We start from the raw sequence: 19,912 nt of genomic DNA, 5'->3' as shown, positions 1-19,912 counted from the left end.
AAGTCGACGGTCACCGACCGAGTCGGCGACCGACGGCCTCGATAGCCGCGGTTTCGAGCTGTTGGTGAACCGGTATCGCGATGACCTCGGTCGAAAGATCGACGGCCGTCTCGAGTTCGGGGTCTTCGCGGACTACCTTCGGGAGTCGAGGCCAGCGGTGTGCACCGGCGACGCCACTGCGTGTGAGTTCCGCGAGCAGACCATCCGGGTCGTCCGCCCGAACCGGAAACACCTGTGGACAGATACCCGGCGGAAGCTCCGGGTAGAAGACCGTAGCGTCGGATCGCGACTCGAACAGCTGCTGCCAGCACCGGTAGTGTCGCCGACGGGCCGCACGGATCGCGTCGGGGTCAGCGTCGTCGACGACGCGCGCGGTGAGCTTTGACATCGACGTCTTCGTCTCCTCGTAGCGGTCGACCGGGGCGGCAGTGCTCGTCGTCGACCCCGAACCCGAAACGAAGGCGTCGACCGACTGCTTGAGCGCCGCGTTCGTACTGAGCACGTCCGTGGCGAGCGATTTGAGCACGAACCGCCAGTCATCGCGCTTGAGCCGCTCGTTCGTTCCGGTGAGCGGAGACGGCTCGAAGCGGCGGTCGATCGACTCGTCGTTGAAATAGAGGAGCGCACCGTTTGGAACCGGAAGGATCTTCCAGAGACTCGTAATTCCGATATCGCCTCGAGTGCCGAGCAACGTACCACCGTCGACGCTGAGCGCCGAGTGGGCGTTGTCGTCGATGTGATAGCAGCCGTGATCGGCGGCGAGATCACTGATGGCCTCGAGGCCGGGCTGTGGAAAGCCGAAGTAGTTGACCGACATGACCGCGGCCGTCTCGTCGTCGAAACGCGACTGGAGCTGATCGACGTCGGGTGCGAGTTCGTCGGTGACTGCGTAGTACCGCGGCTCGAGGCCGAGGTCGCGAAACGGTTCGACGACGGCATCGGGGAGATACGACGGAACGAGAACGCTGTCGCCGGCGTCATCAAGCGTTCGCATACCGTCGAACAGGGCCGCCTTTCCGGAGCCGTAGAACGCGTAGGCGTCCGTGTAGCGCGCGAGGAACGACTCGAGGCCCCGCGGTCGCGGCTCCGACAGTGACCAGACGAACAGCGACGGCGTCTCACTGATCATGTGTGATGAGAGTCCATGCGTGTGAACAGTGTAGTCATATGATGCTTGGTTGGAACGACGATACCTTAGTGATAGACAGGGTACTTCTGTCGAGCGAAGGACAGACGGTGCTTACTCCCGGTGGAATCGATGGCAGCACCGGTAGCCCTCGTCGGTGAAACCACTGCCTACCTGCGTCCAGTCGTCGCATAACAAAGCCCGACAGAGCGCATCAGCCGTCTATGGACAACACGGATGACGACGTACGTCTCCTCGTCGTTGGGCTCGATGCGGCCTGTCTTCCGGTTCTCACGCCGTTGTTCGAGGCTGACGAACTGCCGACCCTCGAGCGGCTGTTCGACGACGGGACGAGCGCGCCCCTCGAATCGCAGATCCCCCCGTGGACGGCGAGCGCGTGGCCCTCGATGTACACCGGGAAAAATCCAGGCAAACACGGCGTCTTCGACTTCCTCGCCTTCGACGGCTACGACTGGGACGTCGTCAACGCAACTCACGTTCGGGAACGGGCCGTCTGGGAACTACTGAGCGATCACGGGCTCTCGAGTGTCGTCGTCAACGTTCCCGTGACCCATCCCGCGCGACCGTTCGACGGAGCCTTGATCCCGGGAATGACCGCGCCGGAGGACCCCGACTGCCACCCCGAGGGGATTCTCGAGGACGTCAAAGACGCCTGCGGCGGCTACCGCGTCTACCCCCAGAGCGGTCCCGAGCCGGACACCTCAGTCGAGAGCTACGAGCGAACCATCAAGCGCAGGGGATCGGCGTTTCGCTACCTGCTCGAGCGGTTCGCCCCCGACTTCGGATTCGTCCAGTTCCAGCAGACGGATTCGGTGTTTCACGAACGTCCCGGAGACAAAGCGGCCATCGAGGCGGTGTACCGGGCCGTCGACCGCGAACTACGAGACACCCTCGAGGCGTTCGAGCCCGAAAACGTCCTCGTCGTGAGCGACCACGGGATCGGGCCGGTCGAGGGCCAGGAGTTCCGCGTCAACGAATTCCTCCGCGAGCGGGGAGACGTCGAAGCACAGAGCGGCGGCGAGGGAATGCCCACGTGGTCACGGGCCTGGGAGAACGACCTGCTCGAGGGTGAGGACGCCGGCGAGCACGAACCGAGCGCCCTCGAGCGAACGATGAACGTCGCCGCGCGGTTCGGAGTCACGACACAGCGGGTCGCAAACACGCTGGACCTCGTCGGCCTCAAGGAACCGATCGGCCGGCGGGTGCCAAACGACATGATCCGAGCGGGCAGCGAGCAGGTCGACTTCCCGAATTCGCGGGCGTACGTCCGCTCGAAGAGCGAACTCGGGATACGGCTCAACCTCGAAGGCCGCGAGCCGAACGGCCAGGTGCCCGCCTCGGAGTACGAGGCGGTTCGGGCGGCGTTGATCGACGAACTCGCGGCAGTGGAGACGCCCGCCGGCGAACCGATGTTCGAAGCGGTCGAACCAAGAGAGACGTACTTCGACGGGCCGGAACTCGATCGCGGCCCCGATATTCTGACGGTGCCCACGAGCTTCGACAACGCCATCGTCGGCGGTCTTGAGGGCGAACAGTTCGCCGAGCCGGTCGAATCCTGGAACCACAAGCGAACGGGAATCGTCGCCGCAACCGGTCCCGCGTTCGACGAGACGGCCTCGCTCGGCTCACCGACCATCTTCGATATCGCGCCCACGATTTGCGCGCTGTTCGACGTCCCGGTCGACGCCGAGATGGACGGGCGGGTCTTGCCGGCGGTCGGCCCGGGTGAGCGGACGGAGTATCCCGCCTACGATCCCGAACCGATCACGGCAACCGACGATGCAACCGTCGAAGACCGTCTCTCGGACCTGGGGTATCTCTGACGATGAGCGTCGAAATCAGGGAACTCGACCCCCAGACCGACGCCGACGAGTGGAATCGATACGTCGAACGAGCGGACGGAACGAACCCGTTCTACCGAGCCGAAGCGCTGGCGCTACAGGCAGAGGACACGGGGACGACAGTCCACCTGCTCGCCGGGTTCAAGGGACAGGAAGCTGTCGGCCTCTTTCCCGTCTTCGCGTACACGAAGGGGCCGCTTACGGGGGCGTTCTCACCCGCGCCGTACTCGTGGTCGTGCTATCTCGGCCCGTCGCTACTGAACGTCGACAAACTCAAACAGCGCAAGGCCGACCGCCGAACCCAGCGGTTCGTCGAGGGCTGTCTCGAGTGGATCGATACCGAACTCTCACCGTGGTACTGTAAGTTCGTCGCCGCCGAGTTCGACGACCTCCGCCCGTTTACCTGGAACGAGTACGAGGTTCGCCCGGGCTACACCTACGTCGTCGACCTCGAGGGAACCGAAGACGAGCTACTCGGTCGCTTCAGCAGCGACGCGCGAAGCAACGTCCGTAACGCGGACGAGGGCGCGTACGTCGTCGAAGAGGGGACCGGTGACGACGTCGAGCGGATCGTCGATCAGGTTCGCGCGCGGTATGAGAGTCAGGACCGACCGTTTCAGCTCTCCGCCGAGTTTGCTCGTTCGCTGTACGAGGAGCTACCCGAGGGCGCGCTCCGGCCGTACACCTGTCGGTCCGCGGGCGAGTTCCTCGGTGGCATTCTCGTTATCGAGTCCGAAACGACCCGCTATCGGTGGCAGGGTGGGGTGAAACCCGACGCCGACGTCGACCTCTCGATCAACGACCTGCTGGACTGGCACGTCATGCGGGACGGACTCGAGGCCGGTCTCGAGCGCTACGATCTCGTCGGGGCTGGCGTCCCGAGCATCAACCGGTACAAGGCGAAGTTCAACCCCCGTCTCGAAGCCCACTACACGATCACCGCCGGGGCGTTCGGTCTGGACCTGCTAATCGACCGCTACCAGAAACTGCGGTAACGGCGAGGGCTACAGCGGACAGCCCTCGACGGCACCGCTCCGGATCCCGTCTGCGAGCCAGTAGATCGACAGCGAGAGCGTCACCAGCGCGAGCGCCGCGAACTCCAGGCCGTCGAACGGGAGCAGTGCGGCAGCACCGCCGAGCCCGAACAGCGACAGGATCGCCGCGAGAACGACGGTCCCACAGGCGGCACAGCCCGCGCCGAGCGTGCCGAAGAGAACCCCGAGGAGGCTTCCCGAACCCTGGCCGAGCGTGACGCGGTCCTGACGGAAGTGATAGACGAGCAGCGAGAGGTTGATACCGAACAGGACCCCCGAAACGACCAGCAATCCCCCCGTCGTCGGTTCGAACATCGGTCCGAGGAACGGATACTGCTCGAAGAGGATCGCAAACCGGTCGCCAGTGCTCATGTGGTCTGCCTCGAGGAGGGCAAAGCGGAACAGGTCAATGTTGAGCGAGGCGACGAACAGCGTGAGGCCGACGACACTGCCGAGCAGGGCCACCAGCGCGTACGACGGACTCGAGAGCACCGAACGGACCGTGCCCACAGTGCGCCGGCCGTCGGTCCTCGACGACGGGAGGAGCGTTCGGGTAGACATATGTGAACAGTCACGATCAGTGATCCTTATTATCACGCCGATAATCGCGTTCGGTACCGTCGATTCGAGACGCCGAGCGGAGTTTGAGACGGGATAAAGAGGGAAGACGGCCGCATCATCGTTCGGCGTATCGAACCGCCTCTCTCCAACATTCGAGAGAATCAGTACGTTATGACACTCATAGAAACCGGTTTTTCGAAACTATCACGTTGATAACGAAGGGGGAGGTCAATGTCAGGTTGGTCGTATGGCACCAAACTGCCAGCGATCCAGCGGTCGTATCGACCCGACACCACAGCCGACCACGAAGAGGTGGGACCATGCCGGGTGAGTTCCTCTGGCTGGCGATCGTCTTCTTCGTATTGGCGATCCTCGCTGGCGGTGTCGGTGCTCGAGGCGTTGCAGGCGTAACGATGGGGATCGCACGGATCTTCGTGCTGATCTTTATCGTACTAGCGATCGTCGCGCTGCTGTTATAGCCTCATCACACCAGCTTTTTTCGTCGACTCGAGGGTACCAGCGCGCGCCGATAGTAGTCGTTGAAGCGGGTCACAGCCAGTCACCGCTGAGCGGCCAGCACCGTCGCTGAGGCCGAGGGTCGCCGCCGATGGGCGTCGCCAAGTGTGTAGTGACTTTCAGTCTTCTTCCTTTCGAGGGCGACCGCTACGGCGACCTGTTCGACGAACGGGCGCCAGGTACCGGATCGCAACAACAGTGCGCGAACCGTAGAGGCGGTACGTGGATCGGAAGCGCCAGCCGCGATTCCGGAGACGACAGCAGCGTCAACCGGCCGCCGTCGTGGTCGGAAAACGGACGCCACCGCTGCTGTCGGCCGTCGGAATCGGATCGTACCCGCCGCTGCGGTCTCTCGGGAGATCGTGAAGAACGAACTGCAACGTTACTCTGCGAGCTGGTAGACCGACTGGCGCGCGTCCTTGAGATTGACGCGGCTGGTCACCATTCCCTGGTTCTCGAGTTTACCGAGCGCGTAGCGGACGGTCCGAGGACAGAGCCGCGATTCCGTCGCGATACGGTCCTGGGTCATCGACCCCTCATACTCGAGAACCTTGAAGACGAGCTTCGCACTGGGTGGAAGCTCCGAAACGGCCGATTTAGTGTCCGTATCCGCTTCAGTACTGACGTCGGTGTCTTGGTTTGTCGCACTCATTGATTGGAAAGCAGTTGCGCGTTACAGTTTGGCGGGCTTTGCATCCGGGGAGACGTACTCGGTCTGCCATTCGTATCTGGCAGCGATAGCCTCCTTGCCCTTGTCGGTGATCGTATAGCGGTTCGTCCGTCCATCGAGTTCGCCTTTTTCGACGTAGCTGTCCTCGACGAGCGTGTCAAGGTTTGCGTACAGGCGTCCGTGAAGGATCTCACGACCCTGGGACACCTCGAGTTCTTTTTTGATCTCTTGGCCGTTCGGCGACTCCATTCCTGCGATGACGAACATCAGATCGCGCTGGAAACCGGTCAAATCGTGCACTGGAATCTCCTCACTCAGGGGTAGTAGAGTGTGATATAAGTACACCGATTACCGTTTAGAAATATAGGATGCCGCTAAACGGCTAATCCCGTGCAATCATCCGTCCTTATGCACTCATTCATCGTTTCAGCGAACACACACGGGACGTTCAACTATGGTCGGGCGACTGCGGTGAATGAATATGTATAGTAGCACTCGATAACGAATAGTGGCCGAAAACAGCGGTAGGAGCCGAATTCATTTGACAAGGAAGTCCTTAGTCCATACATATTAACCCGTCACCAGCGTGAGTCTCGAGCATGTTCGGGACGAGTGGAATACGTGGCGTCGTCGGAACGGATGTGACCGCCGAACTCGCGCTCTCGGTCGGACGGGCGGTCGCATCCGACGGGTACGACCGGGTTGTCGTCGGCCGCGACGCGCGGGAGAGCGGCGAACTACTGACCGACTCGCTTACCGCTGGCGTACGCGAATGTGGCACAGACGTGATCGACGTCGGCATCGCGCCGACGCCGACGATTGCACGTGCGATCGAGTGGCTGAATGCGGATGCCGGTATCGTTATCACCGCCTCACACAATCCGGCACCGGACAACGGAATCAAGCTCTGGACGCCGTCTGGGAAAGCGTTCGGACCCGATCAGCGAGAAGCGATCGAACGACGGGTCAACGAGGGGAGCTACGAACTCGGATCCTGGGACGAACTCGGCTCCTACGAAGAACGCGACGGGGCACTCGAGTATCACGCCGAACAGCTACACGAGTCGGTATCGATCGAGAGCCCACCCCATGTCGTCGTCGACGTCGGCAACGGCACCGGCGGCGTCACGGCATCGGTGCTACACGAACTCGGCTGTGACGTTCAGACGCTGAACGGACAACAGGACGGTGGCTTTCCCGGGCGACCGAGCGAACCGAACCGTGAAACGCTCGGAACCCTCATGACCGTCGTCGCCGAAACCGACGCCAATCTCGGCATCGCCCACGACGGCGACGCCGACCGGATGATGGCCGTCGACGAAACCGGGACGTTCGTTCCCAAGGACTCGCTGTTGGCGCTGTTCGCTCGGAACGCCGCGAGCGACGGCGAGCGGGTGGCCGCTCCGGTCGACACGAGTCTCGCAGTGGACGACGCGCTCGCAGCCGTCGGTGCCTCGCTGACCAGAACCCAGGTCGGCGACGTCTACGTGGCCGAGCGAGCGACCGAACCGGACGTCAGCTTCGGTGGCGAGCCGAGCGGAGCGTGGATCTGGCCGACCGAAACGCTGTGTCCGGATGGGCCACTCGCCGCGTGTAAGCTCGTCGAACTGGTCGCCGACCGCGGGCCGCTTTCGGAGCTCGCCGCGTCTATCGACACGTATCCGATCCGCCGCTCCTCGATCGAGGTTGCGGACAAAACCGCCGTTATGAGCCGTATCGAGGAGTACGTCGAGAAACGGTACGACGACGTCGACACGCTCGACGGTGTTCGCGTCGGCACGGACGGGGGCTGGTTCTTGCTCCGGGCGAGTGGGACCGAACCGCTCGTTCGGGTGACTGCGGAGGCTCGCGACGAGGCCACGGCCGAAACGCTGTACGATGACGCAACAGCGATCGTGGCGGACGCGATGGAGTAGTCGCGCTCGCGTCGACGATTACCGAACTAGTCGCTCGAGGGTAACGAGCGGTAGAAGACCATGTCAGAGGCGACGGACGGCTATCGGACTTCTTTCGGAATGTAGTCGGCGGTTTTCATCTCCCGGTAGGTCGAACACTCGGGGCACGCGTGAACGACGTCCCGGTTATCACCGAACACGCGTGCGAACTGACGAGTGACCTGGTTGTCGCAGTTGATACAGCGAGGTGCGGTCGTCTGCTGAGTGGCAGCCATCGGCGTCCACTTCGTGTCGGATGGTTCCGTCGACATCATCACTGCATAGCGACAGTAGACTATTTACTATAAACAACATAACGCCGGACGGGAGAGTGATGAAATTGGGACAACAGTCGGAATGGTCCGGGAGAGAATGTACGGAGAAATAGAACATCATGGCCGCGTCTGCCAGAAATTCATTATTACTTGAGTTTTTGGAGAGGATATAGCGGGACAAAACGTCCCGATTTGAGGGGGGCAGCGGTAATGGCCAAAAGAGTTAACGCATACCGTTACCGAGAGTACCCCTCAAACGAGTCTCGTCCGGACGTGATCAGTGGTATACCGATCCGGATGAATCAAACCAAAGCCGGACAGAGGATCAGCACCTGACCGTACAAACCGGCTGAACAGGTCTTCGATCGAGTACGTTCTCCATACACCGCGGCCTGTCGAACGACTGGCGTTCCAAAACGGCTGTCGCCGAGCGGCACGCGCTTATATCCCGTATAATTATGCGTCCTGTGCGGGAACTATCGGCCATCGATGAAAGCGATTGTTCTCGCAGCGGGCGAAGGCACGCGCATTCGACCGCTCTCTGCGTCACTCCCGAAGCCGATGCTTCCGGTCGCAGACCGACCGCTCGTGGCCCATACGGTCGATGCCGCGATCGACGCCGGCGCGTCGGAGGTCGTACTCGTGATCGGCTACGAGGCGGCCACGGTTCGTGACCACTTCGGCGAGCGCTACCGTGGCGTTCCCGTACAGTACGCCATCCAGGAAGAACAGGCCGGCACCGCCCACGCCGTGAACACGGCGCGCGAACACATCGACGGCCCGTTTGCGGTTCTCAACGGTGACAACCTCTACGACCAGGCGACGGTCGATCGACTGTTCGCCGAGTGTCCGGCCGTCTGTGCCTTCGAGGTCGACGATCCCCGGAACTACGGAGTGTTGAGCACCGTCGACGACAGTATTACCGGGATCGTCGAGAAGCCGGCCGACCCGCCCACGAACCTCGCGAACGCCGGGGCGTACGCCTTCCCGGCCGAGGCCAAAGACTGGCTCGAGGTACCCGAAAGCGACCGGGGCGAACACGAGATCACGGACGTCCTCGCAAAAGTGATCGACCAGTACACCGTGACGCCGGTCACCCTCGAGCGGTGGATGGACGTCGGTCGGCCCTGGGAACTGCTCGAGGCGAACGAGTGGAAACTCGGCGAACTCGAGGGGCGGATCGACGGCGAGGTAAGCGAGGACGCCCACCTCGAGGGACCCGTCGTGGTCGAGGAGGGCGCCGAGATCAGGTCGGGCGTCGTGATCGAGGGGCCAGCGCTGATCCGCAAGGATGCGACAGTGGGACCGAACGCGTACGTTCGAGGGGCGACCCTCGTGGGAGAGGGCGCGAAAGTGGGCCACGCCGTGGAGGTGAAAAACAGCGTGCTCTCAGCCGGCGCGACGGTCGGCCACCTCTCGTACGTCGGCGACAGCGTCCTCGGCCGTAACGTCAACTTCGGCGCCGGAACGACCGTCGCGAATCTGCGCCACGACGGCGAGGACATCGAGTTCACCGTCAAGGGGGAGCGGACCCCGACCGGCCGCAGAAAGTTCGGCGTCGTCGCCGGCGACGAGGTCAAAACCGCGATCAACACCAGCCTTACCCCCGGGCTGAAACTCGACACCGGTGCCACCACCACGCCCGGCGAAACCGTCGACCGAGACCGGTAACCACGCCTCCAAACCCAACGGAACCCATGCACTCACGAGACGGCCTCGACGAGACACGAACCGGACAACGGGGGTCGATCAACGGCGTCCACGCCGGACTGGTTCTGTTCGGACTGCTGCTGTTCGGCGTCGGGGTCGTTCTCTCGCTGGGAGCCGGCGGTATCGCCGACTCGAGTCTCCCGTCCGTCGGCGACGATGACGACTCGGTCCCCGAAAACGGGGACGGCCCGTCGGACGACGAGAGCCGGGACGCGAGCGATGACGAGTCAGCGGACGGAGAAGACGGCGACGCGGGCGATGACGGCGGCGAAAACGGTGACTCGAACGGGCAAAACGGCGATGCGGACGGCGAAGGCGGTAACGGGGACGAAAACGGTAACGAGGACGAAAACGGTAACGGGGCCGACGGCGACGAGGACGAGCCGAGCTACACCCTCGAGATCGAGGCGATCGGCACCGATACCGTCGTCTACGAGCTAACCGTCGGCGGCGCGGTCGAGCCCGCAGACGAACAGACCGAGTCCGAGTCGACCGTCGACGAGTCGGCTGCCTCCGGTGAACTCGAGTCGGGCAGCCACACCTACGCGGTCGACGGCGACGTCGAGTTCCAGCGACTCGACGGCGAGGCGAACGTCTACCTCGAGGGCGAACTCGTCCACTCGAGCGAGGTCGACGACGCGGACAACGGCGACCCGGACAACGACTCGGCAGACGACGATCCGGACAACGACTCGAGCGATAGCGACTCCGACGACGGGTTCTGATCGCGGCGCGCACCGTCGTGTTTCGGTTCGGACAGCGATGGTCTTATCACGGATGTACTGGGTCGCTTGCGGGAGTTACATAGCGGCCGCCGCAGAAAGCGTCGCCGAAAATTCTCGAGGTGGTCACACCTAACCGCAGGCGAGAATCGAGCGAGCGGAGTCGCCCAAAAACCTGGCGCAGATAGATGCTGTTTTCGAAAGAGAAGGACCACATGATAGAGTTCCGAAATGCCTGTATGCCCTCCAGGCGCACGTTTCTCTGCGTCGCGACGACGATGCCCGCGTTCGCTGGCTGAACCACCGCGTTCGGAGGTACCGATGGCACCCACGAGTTCGCGGACGGTGGTGCCGTTCGACCCGATGGAAACGCGACGGTCGCCGCGAGTGACAGTACGGAGTGGCAGCCGGATGGCTCGTATATCGAGGCGACGGGACTGCTCTTCGAACGCGACGACGACCCAGGGTTCGTTCTCGTGGCGCGGTATCGCGTCGAGTCGGGCGACGACTGGCACCACAGCGCCTTCCGAACGACCCACGAGTGGCGACCGATACCGGAGCGCCGTGACGTTGCGGCGTTCGACTCGAACACCCAGCCAACGGACGACGAGCCGCGGTTCACCCTCGAGTTGGGACGGGAGCGCGGAACCGTCGGCTGGACGCTCTCGTTCGTCGAATCCGAGCGGTGGCCGAAGACCTACGAATTCGCCAGTAGCGTCGACGCGATGAGTCCGAAACCGGGAGACCGCGTCGCGGAGATTTCGTTTACCGCCGAGTACGTGGAAGACAGCCCCTTCGGGTCCGAGCACGAAACCGGCTCGAGGCTCCGACTCGAGTACGGTGAGGGCGCCGCCGCCGACTGGGCGTTCGACTCGTAGGGTCGAGACTCTCGAGGCGACGCGAGAGACGGCGTAAAAAACGGAACGGGTCGGTCGCGCGAGCCGGTTACTCGACGGTAACGCTCTTCGCGAGGTTCCGCGGCTTGTCGATCGGACGGTCGAGCAGGTCGGCCGCGTAGTAGGAGACGAGCTGGAGCTGGACGTTCGCGAGCAGCCCCGCGAGGTCGGAGTCCGTCTCGGGAATCTCGAGGTGGGCGTCCGCGATGTCGGTCGCCGGATGGCCGTCTGGACAGACCGCGACCACGGGTGCACCGCGGGTCTGGGCCTCCTCGGCGTTCTTCAGCGTTTTCTCGTCCTCCTCGCCGGTAAATACCGCGAACACGGGCGTGTCGGGGGTGACGAGCGCGAGCGGACCGTGTTTGAGCTCGCCGGAGGCGAACCCTTCGGCGTGCTCGTAGGTGATCTCCTTGAACTTCAGCGCGCCCTCGAGGGCGACGGGGAAGCCGAGGCCGCGACCGATGAAGAAGTACGACTGGCTGCCGTCGTACTCGTCGGCGATCTCCAGGGCGACCGACTCCTCGAGCAGCGACTCGATCTGGTCGGGCATCTTCGTGAGATCCGAAAGCATCGGGGAGAGGTCGCCGGTGGCGCCCTCACCGCGGATATCGGCGGTGATTCGCTGTCCCAGCAGGCTGAGCATGACCGCCTGCGAGGAGAACGTCTTGGTCGCCGCGACGCCGATTTCGGGACCCGCGCGGATCAACAACGTGTCGTCCGCCTCGCGGGAGGCCGTCGAACCGACGACGTTGGTGACGGTGACGGTCTGCGCGCCGTTTTCGGTCGCTTTCCGGAGCGCACTGAGCGTGTCAGCGGTTTCACCGCTCTGCGTGACGGCGATGACGAGCGTGTTCTCATCGACCGGCGGGGCGGAGACGCTGTACTCGTTGGCCAGCAGCGCGGTCGACTGGACGCCGGCCTTGTTCAGCGTCAGCGAGCCGTACAGCGCTGCGTGATAAGACGTGCCGCATGCGACGAACTGGACGCTTTCGATGTCCTCGAACGTTCCAGCGGAGAAGCCGTCGAGGTCGATCGAGCCCGTCTCGGGATCGAGACGGCCCTCGATCGCCTGGGAGAGCGAGGTGGGCTGCTCGTAAATCTCCTTGAGCATGAAGTGATCGTACTCGCCCTTTCCGGCCTGTTCGGGGTCCCAGTCGACCGTTTCCGGTTCGCGAACAATCGCGTTACCGTCGAGATCCGTGAACTCGACGCCGTCGGGGTCGACGATGGCGACGTCGCCGTCCTCGAGGTAGACGACGCTGTCGGTGTACTCGAGAAACGCGGGGACGTCGCTCGCCAGGAAGAACTCGTCGTCTTCGATGCCGACGACCAGCGGCGAGCCCTGGCGCGCCGCGTAGATGGTGTGTTCGCCGGAGAACATGACGGCGACGGCGTAGCTTCCCTCGAGTTCGTCGATTGCGCGGCGGAACGCGGCTTCGTTCGCCATTCCCTCGTCCAGATACTGCTGAATGAGGTGCGGGATGACTTCGGTATCGGTATCGCTCGTAAACTCGTGGCCCTGCTCACCCAGGCGGGCCTTCAGCGTCACGTAGTTCTCGATAATTCCGTTGTGGACGACCGCGACGTCGGCGGTCGAATCCGTGTGGGGATGGGCGTTCTCGTCGGTCGGTGGCCCGTGTGTACTCCATCGCGTGTGGCCGATACCCACTCGGCCCTCCAGCGGCCGCCCGTCGATCGAGTTTTTCAGCTCCTGTACCTTCCCGGAGCGTTTCTGCACCTTGATACCGGCGCCGTTCTGGACGGCGACGCCGGCCGAGTCGTAGCCGCGGTATTCTAGGTTCTCGAGTCCAGTGAGGAGCGTGTCGATAGCATCCCCGTTCCCTACGCGGCCGATAATTCCACACATTAGGTAGTCACCTCAGTTCGCACCGCTTCCGCAGGTGCCGTCTCGAGCACCGGGCGACGTTGGAACCGTACGCACGTCTTCGCGGTCGATCCAGCGCCATCGTCGGTGGTCGTGCATCGTGTCATAGTCGGTCGTCCGTGACGACAGTTCGAGACGGCGAACGGTGCACGGACATGATAGCAACACAGACGCCCACGACCCATTACTATAGATAGACTAACGGCAGTGTTAGCTGTGGAGTAACGAATTCGTTCCGTTCATTGCAGTCGATTCCGGCGTGATGTCTGACGCAGGCAAGACGGCGACTGGAACCGGACATCCGAACACATTCATCCACCGAGTCGCGGATATTTCTCCCGATCACGTTCCTCTCGGAACCGAGAGATGAGTATGTAAACCAAACAGGACCGGTACGTTCGTTCGAACTGGCTGTATGCTTCGCTGAACGGTTAGAAACGAGATAAAACGAACCGGTTTGGGCGGGCCTACAGTCGATCGTACTCGAACCCGTTCGCGACCGCGGCGTCGCGATCGTACAGACCGGCGATATCCATGATGAACGGATCGTCGTTGAGGTCGCCCGCAACAGCCTCGAGATCGAACGCGGCGAACTCGTCGTGGCCCGTCGCGAGGACGATCGCGTCGAACCCGTCGAAGGAAAGGTGGTCGGCGATCGGGATGTCGAAGGCGTCGGTCGTCGCGTGAGGGTCGGCGTGGGGGTCGTAGCCGACGACCTCCGCGCCGTACTCTTTGAGTTCGGAGATGACGCCGCTGACCTCCGACGTGCGGATGTCCCCGACGTTCGGCTTGTACGCGAGCCCGAGCACGAGCACGCGAGAGTCCTGGATCACGTTCCCACACCGGTTGAGCCCCTTGATCGTGAGCTCGGCGGCGTGTTTGGGCATGTACTCGTTGATCTCGCGCGCCTGAAGGATCAGCTTCGGCGAGTAGCCCTCGCTCTCCGAGCGGTGGGCGAGCAGGTGCGGGTCGACGGGGATGCAGTGGCCGCCGACCAGTCCCGGCCGGTAGCCGTCGTGGAAATTCCACTTGGTTTCGGCGGCCTCGAGAACCTCCTCGGTATCGAGGTCGAGGTGGTCGCAGGTGATCGAAAGCTCGTTGACGAGCGCGATGTTGATGTCGCGTTGTACGTTTTCGAACACTTTCGCGGCCTCTGCAACCTCGATGGAGGGGGCCGGGTAGACGCCGGCGTCGACGACCTGCTCGTAGAGACGAACGAGGTCGTCGCGAACGTCGGGCGACTCCCCGGAAACGATCTTGACGACCTCGCCGAGCCCGTGATCGGTGCCGGGTGCGAGTCGCTCGGGCGAGTAGCCGACGTGGAGCTCCTCACCGACCGTAAGGCCGGACTCCTCCTCGAGGGCCGGCTCCAGGATCCCCCGGGTCGCACCCGGATAGACGGTCGACTCGAGGACGACCGTCGTCCCGGGCGTTACGTGGGCGCCGAGCGATCGGCCGGCAGCCTCGACGTAGTCCATGTTGGGGTTGTGCTGGTCGTCGACCGGGGTCGGGACGGTGACGATAGCGTACTCGGCGTCGGCGACGGCTGCGGCGTCGGTCGTGTACTCGATCTCGCCGTTTTCGATGATCTCGTCGCCGATTTCGCCCGTCGCGTCGGTACCGTCAGCGAGCGCGTCGATCTTCGCCTCGTCGACGTCGAGGCCGATCACGTCCGCGCCGCGGCGATCGAATCCGACCGCGAGCGGCAGCCCGACGTATCCCATCCCGACGACGCAGATCGTATCCGTGCTCCCGTCCTCGCGTTTCGTCTTTGAGGCGGCATCTCGCATCGTATCGGACATGGTTATGACAGTACCTCCGTTTCGCTCGACGCATCGAGGGCCACGGGTGATAACAGATGATCTCCTTTCATGGTGTCTCTCGAGCCGATCGGTCGGCTTCTGACAGAAGTGTACCCCGGAGGACCCTTCATTATCGACGAGATAAGGGGTCGAGAACGGTGAAGAGTCAGACATTGCCGCAACACCCCCGTAAACGGTCTCGCACGGCAGTGTCCGCCGACCAGTTCAGTCGAATTCGACGTTTTGGGGGCGCTTAGTCGCGACAGAGTGTCTCCTTATCTGGGCGATAATAATGCGTCCCGTGGACCGAGGAAGAGCCAAGAGATGAGTGCAACGCCAGTGGTGAACCCCGACGAGGCCGCAAGCGATGGGGGACAGACGAAAGCGAGACGGGCGCACCGGGTGATTCGATGAGCTCGATTCCGATCGCGGACCCGACCGTGAGCGAGCGAGCCCGCGAACGCGTCGACGAACTCATCGACGCCGGCGCACTGGCTGCCGGTGAGGAGGTCGACACCTTCGAGCGCGAGTTCGCCGGTTACTGTGAGACCGCCTACGGCGTCGCGACCTCGAACGGGACGACCGCGCTGCACGCGGCCCTGGAGGCGCTGGGCGTCGGCGAGGGCGACGCGGTCGTCACCTCGCCGTTCTCGTTCGTCGCCAGCGCCAACGCGATCCGCCTGGCCGGTGCGACCCCCGTCTTCGCCGACGTCGACCCCGAGACGTTCGCGCTCGATCCCGCACAGGTCCGCGAGGTCGTCCGGGAACGCGAGGACGTGGCGGCGATCATGCCGGTCCACCTCTACGGGCTGGCCGCCGACATGCCCGCCCTGACAGAAATCGCCGACGAACACGACCTGGCGGTGCTCGAGGACGCCTGCCAGGCCCACGGAGCCGCGATCGACGGCCAGCGGGTAGGCAGCTTCGGCGACGCCGCCTGCTTCTCGTTTTACCCCACCAAAAACATGACCACCGGCGAAGGCGGCATGATCACCACCGACCGCGAAGACGTGATGCGCCGGGCCCGACGATACACCAACCACGGGCGGCGCGTCGAGGGCGAGGCCTACGGCTACGAACACGCCGACGTCGGCCACAACTTCCGAATGACGGATATCGCCGCCGCGATCGGACGAGCACAGCTCGAGCACCTGCCGGCGTTCAACGAGGCGCGCCGCGAGAACGCCGCCGCCCTGGACGCGGCGCTCGCGGACGTGCCGGTGGAAACGCCGACGGTTCCCGAGGGGTACCGCCACGTCTACCACCAGTACACGATCAAAACGGACGACCGTGACGGGCTCGTTTCCCACCTCGAGGAACGAGGAATCGGCACCGGGATCTACTACCCGACGCCGATTCCGGATCAGCCGGCCTACGAGGGGTTCGATCCCGAGATCCCGGTGTCCCGTGAGCTGTCCGAGCGAGCGGTTTCGCTCCCGGTTCACCCGGGCGTCAACGAGGACGACGTCGAGCGGATCGCGGACGCGGTCGCGGCGTTTACGGAGGTGCGTATCCGATGAGCGTCGACCTCCCCGTCAAGGCCGGCGTCATCGGCACCGGGTCGATGGGCCAGAACCACGTGCGGGTCTACCGAGAGCTCTCGGACGTCGAACTCGTCGGCATCCACGACGTCGACGAGGTGCGCGCGCGAGAGGTCGCCGCCGAACGCGAAACACGGGCGCTGTCGATGGACGAACTGCTCGAGGCCGTCGACGTGGTGTCGATCGCCGTTCCGACGCAGTTCCACTACGACATCGCCCGCAAGTGTATCGAGGCGGGCGTCCACGTCCTCGTCGAGAAACCGTTCGTCGACGATCCCGAGCAGGGACAGAAGCTGATCGATCTCGCCCGGCTCAAGGACGTCCAGATACAGGTCGGTCACGTCGAGCGCTACAATCCGGCGGTGTCGACGGTCGCGGAATTCGTCGACGACCTGGACGTGATCGCGATCGAAGCGGAACGGCTCGGCCCACCACCGGGGCGCGAGATCGACGACTCGGCGGTGATGGATCTGATGATCCACGACCTGGACGTCGTCTCCGGGCTCATCGACAGCCACGTCACTGACCTCCAGGGAACGGCGACCGACGACGGCTGTTACGCCAACGCGACGCTCCGGTTCGACGACGGCACCGTTGGACGACTCACCGCCAGCCGGATAACCCAGCGAAAGGTCCGAACGCTCTCGATCAACGCCCGCGAGTGTCGCGTCGAGATCGACTACATCGACCAGTCGGTTGAGGTCCACCGCCACTCGATGCCGGAGTTCATCGAGGAGAACGGAAACGTCAGATACCGCCACGAGAACCTCGTCGAGCGACTCACCGTCCAGACGAGCGAGCCGCTCAGAGAGGAGCTTACGGACTTCGTGACCGCCGTCACCGAGGACCGAAAGCCGCGGGTAAGCGGGGAAGACGGGCTGCGTGCCCTGCGGCTCGCTCAGGCGATCGAGGTGACGATGACCGACGACAGCCCGTCCCGGTACGACGAAACGATCGCCACCGACACCCTCGAGGCCGACGTCGTCAGTAGCCTCGACCACTGATACGGTCTGTTGTACCGAGTTCTCCGGCGCAGCCGCGAACCGCCCTGCGGTTGCGCCGGGGCCGATTACAGTGGTCCGTATGAACCCACGAACTCATCTTCGTTTTCGCGCAGACAGTGTCGCCAGCGGCCGTGGATATCGCCGATCACCCGGAGTCGCCGATATCCCACGAAACACCGAGTCGGATAGCGGGTTCGACACGATCGATCCGAGACGGCCGTCTCGAACAGCGGCTTGTGCGGCCCTTAATCGATGGAACGAACTGGAAATCGGTGCCGGTATCGCCGTCCCGGCACCGATTCAATAGATCAGGTCGATGTTCTATTCGTATTCAGTGACTAAGTGAGCGGGGTATCTCGACTTACCAGCTCGATAATAAAGCCCGTTCCGGGGAACCTACTGGATAACGCTCACACCCACGTGTGAGAGATCAACTCATGTCCACCAGAGAACGACTCCCCAGATGGGGCCAGGCGAAAAACGAAGCGATCCTCAGGAAGCTCTCGTCGTCGACCGTCGACGATCCGCTCGCAGACGAGGACACCGACGACGCCGACACCGAGTGCGCGTAATCTACTATGTCCTACACCACCGGTGACAATCCGGCGATCGACGAGGGTGCCACCGTCGGCTACGGCTACGATCACTTCGGAGAGCCGGCCCGAATCGGCGACGATGCGACGATCCGCTCGGGAACGATCGTCTACGCCGACGTGAGTATCGGCGACGGGTTCACGACGGGGCACAACGCCCTCGTTCGCGAACGAACTCGGCTGGGCGATGACGTGCTCGTCGGAACCGGGAGCGTGATCGACGGCACCACGGCTGTCGGCTCGAACGTCTCGATCCAGTCCGGCGTCTACGTCCCGACGGACACGACGATCGGCTCGAACGTCTTCCTCGGTCCACACGCCGTATTGACGAACGATCCCTACCCCGTCCGGAAGGACGTCGATCTCGAGGGACCGACGATCGAGGACGGCGCCTCCATCGGTGCGAACGCGACGATTCTGCCGGGGCGGACGGTCGGCGCGAACGCGTTCGTCGCGGCCGGGGCGGTCGTCACCGAAGACGTCCCGGCGGAGACGCTGGCCGTCGGTGCACCGGCCGAACACCTATCACTGCCCGCTGATCTTCAGGCGACGAACGACATATGAGAGACGAACGCGGTGAGACGGCTGTAAGAGCCCATTTAGCACCGGCTCCGTCGCCCGAGGCGCTCGCCGCGTCCACGACCCCACTCGGCTATCGATGCCTGGAGGTGACGGTCGCGTGAAAGTCGTCGTCACCGTTCGGTGTGCCGATCACGTACACTTTTTCAGAGACGCGATCCGAAAACTCGAACAGCACGGCCACGACGTTCACGTCTTCGCGCGACGGGACCGGGCGGTGCTCGAGTTACTCGAGCGATTCGAGATACCGTACGTCGGGTTGGCGAGCGCTGGCGACGGGTTCGGCGAACTGGCGCGCACGGAGGTCGAATACGAAGCGGGGCTCCTGAAACACGCCCGCAGAGTGCAGCCGGACGTGATGACGGCGGTGAACGCGGTCGCCGTCGGTCACGTCGCGAGGCTCGTGGGAGCGCGAAGCGTCGTCTTCACCGACACCGAACGAACGGGGTTCATCGAACGGCTCGCACTGCCGTTCGTCGACGCGATCTACGCTCCCGAACGGAGCGAAGCCGGAATGAACGACGTGACGGAGTATTCCAGCTACCGGGAGCTCGCCTACCTCCATCCGAACACGTTCACTCCGGATCGACGTATCCGTCAGGAGCTCGGCCAATCAGTCGACCACGGCGATCAGCTCGTCCTTCTCTCACCCCTCTCCTGGACGGCGACGGGTGAGGTGAGCACTGACCAGGAGCAGACGTCACGGACCGTCGAGTTCGTCGACCGCCTCGAACGGGAGGGGGCAACGGTGTTGATCGACGCAGCGACCCCACTTCCGGACAGCCTCGAACAGCGGCGGATTACGATCGAGCCACACCGGCGATACGACGCGCTCGCCGCCGTCGATCTCGTCATCGACGACACCACGACGACCGCGGTCGAAAGCGCCGTGCTCGGAACGCCGGCGATCGCCGTCGGCGACGACGGCCGGCGCGATACCGACGAACTCGAGGACGAATACGGCCTCGTCTTCACCGTCGACGGCCGTAACGCACGTGCAGAGGCGTTCGCGACCGCCGTCACCGTACTCGAGGAGGCGCCATCGACGTGGCAACGGCGGCGAGAGCGACTCCTTTCCGAAACGTTTGATATGACGACCATCATTGTTACCGCGTTGCTCGAGACGAACCAGCCAGCGCGGACAGATTCCGAATCGATCCCAGATGCAACCCACTCGAGGTAACGCGATGAACAACGCCCAG

General features: G+C 63.5%; 19 protein-coding genes. 12 read left to right on the top strand and 7 right to left on the bottom strand.

Going from position 1 to position 19,912, the window contains the following annotated elements; translation table 11 throughout:
* Nucleotides 1–10: 10 nt before the first annotated feature.
* Nucleotides 11–1,129 carry a DegT/DnrJ/EryC1/StrS family aminotransferase gene (locus AC6I6S_RS20060; protein WP_497952704.1) on the bottom strand — a complete coding sequence of 373 codons (1,119 nt, stop codon included), beginning with the start codon at nucleotides 1,127–1,129 and terminating at the stop codon, nucleotides 11–13.
* A gap of 221 nt (nucleotides 1,130–1,350) precedes the next feature.
* On the opposite strand from AC6I6S_RS20060, the gene AC6I6S_RS20055 reads away from it, so the two are divergent.
* Nucleotides 1,351–2,970: an alkaline phosphatase family protein gene (locus AC6I6S_RS20055; RefSeq protein ID WP_497952702.1), complete on the top strand. Its 1,620-nt coding sequence runs from the start codon at nucleotides 1,351–1,353 to the stop codon at nucleotides 2,968–2,970.
* Between the two features lie 2 nt (nucleotides 2,971–2,972).
* Entirely contained in the window at nucleotides 2,973–3,983 is a 1,011-nt protein-coding gene (locus tag AC6I6S_RS20050; RefSeq protein ID WP_497952701.1) for a lipid II:glycine glycyltransferase FemX, read from the top strand.
* A gap of 9 nt (nucleotides 3,984–3,992) precedes the next feature.
* Here the strand turns inward: AC6I6S_RS20050 and AC6I6S_RS20045 are convergent, their stop codons facing one another.
* Nucleotides 3,993–4,583, bottom strand: a complete 591-nt coding sequence (locus AC6I6S_RS20045) for a hypothetical protein (protein WP_497952700.1) — start codon at nucleotides 4,581–4,583, stop codon at nucleotides 3,993–3,995.
* A gap of 320 nt (nucleotides 4,584–4,903) precedes the next feature.
* Here AC6I6S_RS20045 and AC6I6S_RS20040 point away from each other — a divergent pair, with 320 nt between their 5' ends.
* Nucleotides 4,904–5,062 carry a DUF1328 family protein gene (locus tag AC6I6S_RS20040; RefSeq protein WP_497952699.1) on the top strand — a complete coding sequence of 53 codons (159 nt, stop codon included), beginning with the start codon at nucleotides 4,904–4,906 and terminating at the stop codon, nucleotides 5,060–5,062.
* A gap of 419 nt (nucleotides 5,063–5,481) precedes the next feature.
* Here AC6I6S_RS20040 and AC6I6S_RS20035 read toward each other — a convergent pair whose 3' ends face one another.
* Entirely contained in the window at nucleotides 5,482–5,751 is a 270-nt protein-coding gene (locus AC6I6S_RS20035) for a MarR family transcriptional regulator (protein WP_497952698.1), read from the bottom strand.
* A gap of 21 nt (nucleotides 5,752–5,772) precedes the next feature.
* Nucleotides 5,773–6,069 (bottom strand): PadR family transcriptional regulator, encoded by a 297-nt coding sequence (locus tag AC6I6S_RS20030; protein ID WP_497952696.1) that lies wholly within the window; start codon nucleotides 6,067–6,069, stop codon nucleotides 5,773–5,775.
* A gap of 299 nt (nucleotides 6,070–6,368) precedes the next feature.
* Between AC6I6S_RS20030 and glmM the strand changes: the two genes are divergently transcribed.
* Nucleotides 6,369–7,685 carry a phosphoglucosamine mutase gene (gene glmM, locus AC6I6S_RS20025; protein ID WP_497952695.1) on the top strand — a complete coding sequence of 439 codons (1,317 nt, stop codon included), beginning with the start codon at nucleotides 6,369–6,371 and terminating at the stop codon, nucleotides 7,683–7,685.
* 80 nt (nucleotides 7,686–7,765) lie between these two features.
* On the opposite strand, the gene AC6I6S_RS20020 is transcribed toward glmM, so the two are convergent.
* Entirely contained in the window at nucleotides 7,766–7,975 is a 210-nt protein-coding gene (locus AC6I6S_RS20020; protein WP_497952694.1) for a DUF7563 family protein, read from the bottom strand.
* A gap of 492 nt (nucleotides 7,976–8,467) precedes the next feature.
* Here AC6I6S_RS20020 and glmU point away from each other — a divergent pair, with 492 nt between their 5' ends.
* The 3 genes from glmU (at nucleotide 8,468) to AC6I6S_RS20005 (ending at nucleotide 11,288) form a co-directional block, all read left to right on the top strand.
* A complete protein-coding gene (gene glmU / locus AC6I6S_RS20015; RefSeq protein WP_497952693.1) occupies nucleotides 8,468–9,649 on the top strand; it encodes a bifunctional sugar-1-phosphate nucleotidylyltransferase/acetyltransferase in 1,182 nt (393 codons plus the stop codon).
* Between the two features lie 26 nt (nucleotides 9,650–9,675).
* Nucleotides 9,676–10,413, top strand: coding sequence for a hypothetical protein (locus AC6I6S_RS20010; protein ID WP_497952691.1), 738 nt, complete (start codon nucleotides 9,676–9,678; stop codon nucleotides 10,411–10,413).
* Nucleotides 10,414–10,886: 473 nt separating this feature from the next.
* The gene (locus tag AC6I6S_RS20005) at nucleotides 10,887–11,288 is read left to right on the top strand and encodes a hypothetical protein (RefSeq protein ID WP_497952690.1); all 402 of its coding nucleotides are present in this window, start codon (nucleotides 10,887–10,889) and stop codon (nucleotides 11,286–11,288) included.
* A 67-nt stretch (nucleotides 11,289–11,355) separates the two neighbouring features.
* Here AC6I6S_RS20005 and glmS read toward each other — a convergent pair whose 3' ends face one another.
* Together glmS and AC6I6S_RS19995 are read right to left on the bottom strand one after the other, a co-directional pair.
* The gene (glmS, locus tag AC6I6S_RS20000; RefSeq protein ID WP_497952689.1) at nucleotides 11,356–13,173 is read right to left on the bottom strand and encodes a glutamine--fructose-6-phosphate transaminase (isomerizing); all 1,818 of its coding nucleotides are present in this window, start codon (nucleotides 13,171–13,173) and stop codon (nucleotides 11,356–11,358) included.
* A 485-nt stretch (nucleotides 13,174–13,658) separates the two neighbouring features.
* Nucleotides 13,659–14,993 (bottom strand): nucleotide sugar dehydrogenase, encoded by a 1,335-nt coding sequence (locus AC6I6S_RS19995; RefSeq protein WP_497952688.1) that lies wholly within the window; start codon nucleotides 14,991–14,993, stop codon nucleotides 13,659–13,661.
* A 410-nt stretch (nucleotides 14,994–15,403) separates the two neighbouring features.
* Between AC6I6S_RS19995 and AC6I6S_RS19990 the strand changes: the two genes are divergently transcribed.
* The 5 genes from AC6I6S_RS19990 (at nucleotide 15,404) to AC6I6S_RS19970 (ending at nucleotide 19,893) form a co-directional block, all read left to right on the top strand.
* Nucleotides 15,404–16,513, top strand: a complete 1,110-nt coding sequence (locus tag AC6I6S_RS19990) for a DegT/DnrJ/EryC1/StrS family aminotransferase (RefSeq protein ID WP_497952687.1) — start codon at nucleotides 15,404–15,406, stop codon at nucleotides 16,511–16,513.
* Nucleotides 16,510–17,538 carry a Gfo/Idh/MocA family protein gene (locus tag AC6I6S_RS19985; RefSeq protein ID WP_497952685.1) on the top strand — a complete coding sequence of 343 codons (1,029 nt, stop codon included), beginning with the start codon at nucleotides 16,510–16,512 and terminating at the stop codon, nucleotides 17,536–17,538. The genes AC6I6S_RS19990 and AC6I6S_RS19985 overlap by 4 nt, the downstream gene beginning before the upstream one ends.
* Before the next feature lie 437 nt (nucleotides 17,539–17,975).
* On the top strand, nucleotides 17,976–18,110 hold the full coding sequence (locus AC6I6S_RS19980; RefSeq protein WP_497952684.1) for a hypothetical protein: 135 nt from the start codon (nucleotides 17,976–17,978) through the stop codon (nucleotides 18,108–18,110).
* A 6-nt stretch (nucleotides 18,111–18,116) separates the two neighbouring features.
* Nucleotides 18,117–18,695 (top strand): acyltransferase, encoded by a 579-nt coding sequence (locus AC6I6S_RS19975; RefSeq protein WP_497952683.1) that lies wholly within the window; start codon nucleotides 18,117–18,119, stop codon nucleotides 18,693–18,695.
* 115 nt (nucleotides 18,696–18,810) lie between these two features.
* Nucleotides 18,811–19,893 carry a DUF354 domain-containing protein gene (locus tag AC6I6S_RS19970; RefSeq protein ID WP_497952682.1) on the top strand — a complete coding sequence of 361 codons (1,083 nt, stop codon included), beginning with the start codon at nucleotides 18,811–18,813 and terminating at the stop codon, nucleotides 19,891–19,893.
* Nucleotides 19,894–19,912 lie beyond the last annotated feature (19 nt).

This window comes from Natrononativus sp. DTA114, from assembly GCF_059736515.1.
The sequence above is the reverse complement of the archived record's forward strand: the minus strand, read 5'-3'. Positions and strand labels throughout refer to the sequence as shown.